The sequence below is a fragment of the Arthrobacter sp. Hiyo1 genome (assembly GCF_001263615.2).
Taxonomy (GTDB): domain Bacteria; phylum Actinomycetota; class Actinomycetes; order Actinomycetales; family Micrococcaceae; genus Arthrobacter.
This window is the reverse complement of the sequence record NZ_DF952469.1, coordinates 178,834-184,510: the sequence shown is the minus strand read 5'-3', so window position 1 is coordinate 184,510 and position 5,677 is coordinate 178,834. Positions and strand designations below refer to the sequence as shown.

Here is a 5,677-nt window from a genome sequence, read left to right as displayed (position 1 = left end):
CGATAGCTTGACGGCTGCAACTGCGAGCCAGTTGGGTGAACCCTTGACGACGCCGCTGCCCTGGGTGTAGGCATGACGACGTAAGCCCCGGCCGTTGCTCTGGTGGGGTAGCGGCGGGTGGAACGAATCCGGTCTCATGAAGAGAATCGGCGGTAACACCCATGAATGGAACAGCCCTCGACGGACTCCGTGAACAGCTCCGTGGGCAACTCGTCACTCCCAGCGATCCTGACTATGACTCCGCCCGTGCCGTCTTTAACGGGATGATCGACAAGCGTCCGGCGGGAGTCGTCCGGGTGGCCCAAGTGGCGGACGTCATCGCGAGCGTGAACTTCGCCCGGGACAATTCCCTGCCATTGGCTATCCGCGGCGGCGGCCACAGCGCCCCCGGTTTCGGGACCTGGGACGATGCCCTTGTCATAGATTTCGTCAACCGTACCGGGGTCCGTGTTGACCCCGACGCCGGTACGGCCCGTGCCGAGGCGGGAACAACCTGGGCAGATTTCAACCACGCCACCCATGCCTTCGGACTCGCTACCACTGGCGGGATTGTGGGATCCACCGGCATCGCAGGCCTGACCCTGGGTGGCGGCATCGGCTATCTTGCCCGCAAGCACGGCCTGTCCTGTGACAACTTGATCTCCGCTGACGTGGTGACTGCGGACGGCAAGTTCCTGACTGCGAGCGAAACCCGGAACGAGGATCTCTTCTGGGCCTTGCGGGGTGGCGGGGGAAATTTCGGTGTGGTGACGTCGCTGGAGTACAAGCTGCACCCGGTGGACATGGTCCATGTGGGCATTGTCATCTACGGAGCGGAGAACACCGAGACGGTGGCGAAGTTCTACCGGGATTACATGGACTCCGCTCCCGAAGAGTTCGGCACGTTCCTCGGCTTCCATCAAGGCCCGCCGGTGCCGTTCCTTCCCGAAGAATGGCACGGCAAGCCAGTGTGCGTCGTGGTCGGGATGTGGACGGGAGACATGGCCGAAGGCGAATCCCGCTGGGCGCCGTTCCTCGAAGCCGCACCCGTAGCCGGATCCCTGATCACCCCGATGCCGTACCCGGCACTCAACGTGGCATTTGACGGGCTCAATCCCAAGGGGCTGCAAGGATACTGGAAAGCCAACTTCATCAGTGAACTCAACGATGGCGTCATTGGTGCGCATGCGGAGTTCGGGTCCACGGTGACCAGCCTCAACACCGCCGTCCATGTCTACCCGATCGACGGCGCGGCGGCCCGGGTCGGAGCCCAGGACACCGCCTTCGCGAACCGCGGCATGAAGTTCGCCCCGGTGATCGCGGCACAATGGCCGGACCCCGCGGACAACGAAGCCAACATTGCCTGGGCCCGCAACTACGCGGAGGCGCTCCGTCCGCACTCTGCTGCCAGCGGCTACATCAACTTCATGGATGCGGAAGACCAAAGCAGGATCAGCGACAACTACGGGGTCAATTACGAGCGGCTGCAAGCCATCAAGGCAAGTACGATCCAGGAAACCTCTTCCACGTGAACCAAAACATCAAACCCGCCTGAGCACCCGGGTATCAAGCGAGCCCAACTGATCCCCACCGCCACCCTCGCCTCGCAAGCTCGGCCAGGGAACCCTGGCGGCGTGGGCCCACGCATTTGTTGTCGTTCTGAGCCCTCATAACGACACCAACTGCGAGTTAGTTGGGTGGGACACAGCGCTGCCCCACGTAGGCTTGTGGGCATGAGGTTTTGCAGCTAATGGGTCACGGCCATTCACACGGACACGCGGAGCATTTCGAGCCAAGCCCGACGGCGCTCGCGTCACGCAGGCGGGCCAACTGGCTCCTCGTGGCCGTGCTGGCTCCGATCGCGGTACTCACGATCGTTGCCATGCTGGTCATGTGGCCATCGGGGAGCAAAGAGGGCATCACGTTCGCGAGCCCCTACACGGCCGCTCCCGGGGTGACGTTTGATACGGGCAAGATCCAGGCCGTCACCCAGGAAAGCTGCACGCAAGGTACGCAGGCGCCGAGTACGAACGGCACGAACCAAAGCAGCGGCCCACAGCCGCAGGGGTCCCAATGCACCTTCGCGTCCACGCAACCGGATAACGGCGGCAGCCCCGTGAAAGTGGTCATCAACCGGACGTGGCCAAGTCCCACGGCGTCAAAGTGGGGGACAGCATCCGCTACCTGAACCTCTCCGGTGTGCAGGGCGCGGCGGCAGGCAACGGCTCGCCGTCGTACGTTTTCCTCGACTTCGTGCGGACCGTTCCCATGGCACTTCTGGCGATCCTGTATGCCGTGGTGGTCATTGCGGTGGCGCGCTGGCGCGGCTTCAGGGCGCTCCTCGGGCTGGCCGGAGCTACGTGGTGATGGTGAGCTTCATGCTTCCTGGACTGGTGGAAGGCAAGCCGCCGCTGCTCGTGGCTTTGGTCGGCTCCACCGCCATCATGATGGGGGTGCTCTATTTCGCCCACGGATTCTCGGCCAAGACCTCCACCGCGTTGCTGGGTACGATCTTCGGCCTCGGCATTACGGCGCTGCTGGCGGCCTGGGCCACGGATGCGGCCAACCTGACCGGGATCGCGAGCAGCGAGGGCGCCACGCTCGTGAACATGTCGGACAAGATCTCGCTCTCCGGAATCATTCTCTGCGGTCTGATCATTTCCGGGCTCGGAGTGCTCAACGACGTGACGATCACCCAGTCCGCGGCCGTGTGGGAACTCTACGAGCTCGCACCCGAGACTGGCGCGCGAAAGCTGTTCACCTCGGCCATGAGGATCGGCCGGGACCACATCGCCTCCACGGTCTACACCATCGCCTTTGCCTACGCCGGCGCAGCGCTACCCCTCCTGATCATCGTCATGCTGTACGACCGTCCGCTGGTCGATGCCCTGACCAGTGCCGAGTTGTCGGAGGAAGTCATCCGTACACTGGTGGGCTCCATCGGCCTGGTGCTGGCCATCCCCGTGACCACCTTGATCGCCGTGCTGGTGGTGAAGGCGACCGGTCCGAGGCGGCTCGCGGCTGCCGTCGCGAGGGATGCGGCGCCAGCTCTCGACGACGACGGGAAGGTCCGCGAGCTTGAAAACGCCGGTTCCAGCGATGCCTTTGAGTCCTTCGATACTGGCGAGCTTGCCGCCGTCGTCATGACCAGGCGGGCACGCAGGGAAGCCGAGCGCAGCTAGCCTCCGATGACATTTGTCATCCCTCATTGGTGACACACGCCCGGGCGCGGACACGGATCCCGCTTTGATGGGTAGTGGAGCAAACCAAAGCCAAGGAGAGTCATGACAACAGCGAGTGTGCCGGCCGTCCAAGCCGCCGGACTGCACAAGAGCTTCGGGAAGGTCCACGCCGTACGCGGCCTGGACCTCACCGTGCAACCGGGGGAGGTGGTGGCGTTCCTCGGTCCCAACGGAGCCGGCAAGACCACCACGATCGACATGATCCTCGGATTGAGTGCTCCGGACCAGGGAAGCGTCTCCATCTTCGGCCACACTCCCCGGGGAGCCATCGCCCGCGGCCAGGTGGCAGCCGTGATGCAGACCGGCGGCTTGCTGCGGGACATCAGCGTCCGCGAGACCGTGCAGCTCAACGCTGCCATGTTCGATTCCTCCCGGCCCGTGGACGAAGTCCTGGCGCGGGCGGGCATCCTGGAGATCGCCGACCGCAAGGTCGAAAAGTGCTCAGGCGGCCAGCAGCAGCGGCTGCGCTTCGCCATGGCCCTCGTGTCCGATCCCGGATTGCTGATCCTGGACGAGCCCACCACCGGCATGGATGTGGCGGGACGACGGGACTTCTGGACCGCGATCAGGAGCGACGCCCAGCGCGGACGGACCGTCATCTTCGCCACCCATTACCTCGAAGAAGCCGACGCCTACGCGGACAGGATTGTGCTGGTCCGGCAAGGCAGCATCGTGGCGGACGGCACCGCCGCCCAGATCAAGAACCTTGCCTCGGGCCGAACCGTCAAGGCTTCGCTTCCGGCGGCTGAGCGCGTGCTCCTGGCCGGGATGCCGCCCGTCGAAAGCATGGATTACGACGGCGGCCGCCTCACCGTCCGCACGGGCGACTCGGACGCCGTCGTGCGTTTCCTGCTCAACAACACGGGCGCCCACGACGTGGAAGTGGCGGCCAACAACCTCGAGGAGGCCTTCGTGGCCCTCACCGGAGACGATGCGGTGCCGGAATCCACGAGCATCACTTTTGAAGGAGACCTCGTATGAGCGCGGCAACAGTCCTCCAGGAACGGAAAGCGTCCTCCGGCGGGGTCAACAGCACGTTCCTGTGGATCGAAATCAAGCGGATGCTCCGGAACCGCCGGACCATCATGTTCACGGTGTTCATGCCGGCCGTCTTCTTCTTCATTTTCGGCCTCTCCAACAAGGACAAGCTCCTGCCCAACGGGCACAGCTACGGCCAGTACATCCTCATCAGCCTCACGGTCTATGCCGCGATGACCGCCGCTACGGGCGCCGGCAGCCAAGTGGCGGTGGAGCGTGCCCAAGGGTGGAGCCGCCAGCTTCGGCTCACGCCCCTCCTGCCCGGTGCGTACATCGCGGTGAAAGCCATGGCCGCGCTCACGCTGTCCCTCGTTGCCGTCGTGGCCCAGTTCGTCATCGGCGCCCTTGCAGGTGTCACCATGGATGCCCAGACCTGGCTGACCGCGGGGTTGGTGGCTTGGCTGGGTTCCCTGGTCTTCGCGGCCCTCGGTTTGTTCGTCGGATACCTTATGCCGAGCCAGAACGTCATGCAGATCCTCGGCCCGGCCCTGGCCATCCTTGCCATGCTCGGTGGACTGTTCATGCCGATCGAGATCATGGGGGAGACCTTCGGGAACATCGCCAAGTTCACGCCCGCGTACGGGATCGGGCAATTGGCCCGGAGCCCCATCACCGGCGAGTTCGACTGGGCGTGGATCGTCAACGTGCTCATCTGGCTCGCGATCTTCGTGGCCGGGGCTGCGATGGCGTTCCGCCGCGACACGAAACGTGTCTGAACAGAGCGCTAGGGTGGGCACCATGACCAGCAGCCAAGGCCGAACCTCCTTCAGGGACATGCTCGTCGGCAACATGTTCCGCGGTGCCATGTTCCGCGGTCCTGGGCCACGGGGCTGGTTCATCGGCGCGGGAGTCTCCATCCTGCTCTGGGCCTGGCCGACGTGGAACATCGTGTGGTCCGTGGACGAGCCGCTGGCCTGGAAAACGGCGGCGTCGGCGTCCCTGATCGTGTTCTTCGCGGCCTACGTCTTCCTGCCACAGATCAGTTGGCGCCTGGGCGTCCGGGCGGGGATCGTGTCCGTCTTCATCCTGCTGGCGCTGAACGGGCTGATGATCCTCATCATCGGACGGGAAGCCTTGTGGACCTGGACGTTCCTGGCCTGCGCCATTGCCATGACGTCCCTTCCGCCGCGCGCGGATTTCTTCCTCATCGTCGGATTGGCCCTCGCTTCCTTCACCACCCAGTTGGTGACGGGCAACGGGGAGCAGGCCTTGCTCCAGGCCGGGATCATCGTGTCCCTCGGCCTCATGATGTCCGCCTTCGCGCGGCTGATCAGGCAGACCGCACGGCTCCGGGAAGCGCAGACTGAACTGGCCGATGCAGCCGTGGCGGCGGAGCGTAGCCGCGTCGCCCGGGACATGCACGACATCCTGGGGCACTCCCTGACCGTCATAGCAGTGAAGGCTGAATTGGCCGGCAG

Annotated in this window: 4 protein-coding genes and 1 pseudogene; all 5 read left to right on the top strand. The window is 64.6% G+C overall.

Annotation, left to right across the window (positions count from 1 at the left end; translation table 11 throughout):
* Nucleotides 1–161 precede the first annotated feature (161 nt).
* Complete coding sequence (locus AHiyo1_RS05475; RefSeq protein ID WP_340639287.1) at nucleotides 162–1,511, top strand: FAD-binding oxidoreductase; 1,350 nt, start codon at nucleotides 162–164, stop codon at nucleotides 1,509–1,511.
* A gap of 218 nt (nucleotides 1,512–1,729) precedes the next feature.
* Nucleotides 1,730–3,161, top strand: a pseudogene (locus AHiyo1_RS05470) (YibE/F family protein).
* A 102-nt stretch (nucleotides 3,162–3,263) separates the two neighbouring features.
* A complete protein-coding gene (locus tag AHiyo1_RS05465) occupies nucleotides 3,264–4,202 on the top strand; it encodes an ABC transporter ATP-binding protein (protein ID WP_059387866.1) in 939 nt (312 codons plus the stop codon).
* Complete coding sequence (locus AHiyo1_RS05460) at nucleotides 4,199–4,975, top strand: ABC transporter permease (RefSeq protein WP_059387865.1); 777 nt, start codon at nucleotides 4,199–4,201, stop codon at nucleotides 4,973–4,975. The genes AHiyo1_RS05465 and AHiyo1_RS05460 overlap by 4 nt, the downstream gene beginning before the upstream one ends.
* A gap of 22 nt (nucleotides 4,976–4,997) precedes the next feature.
* Nucleotides 4,998–5,677 (top strand): histidine kinase (locus tag AHiyo1_RS05455; protein WP_253257171.1); only part of this gene is annotated, 680 nt, incomplete at its 3' end.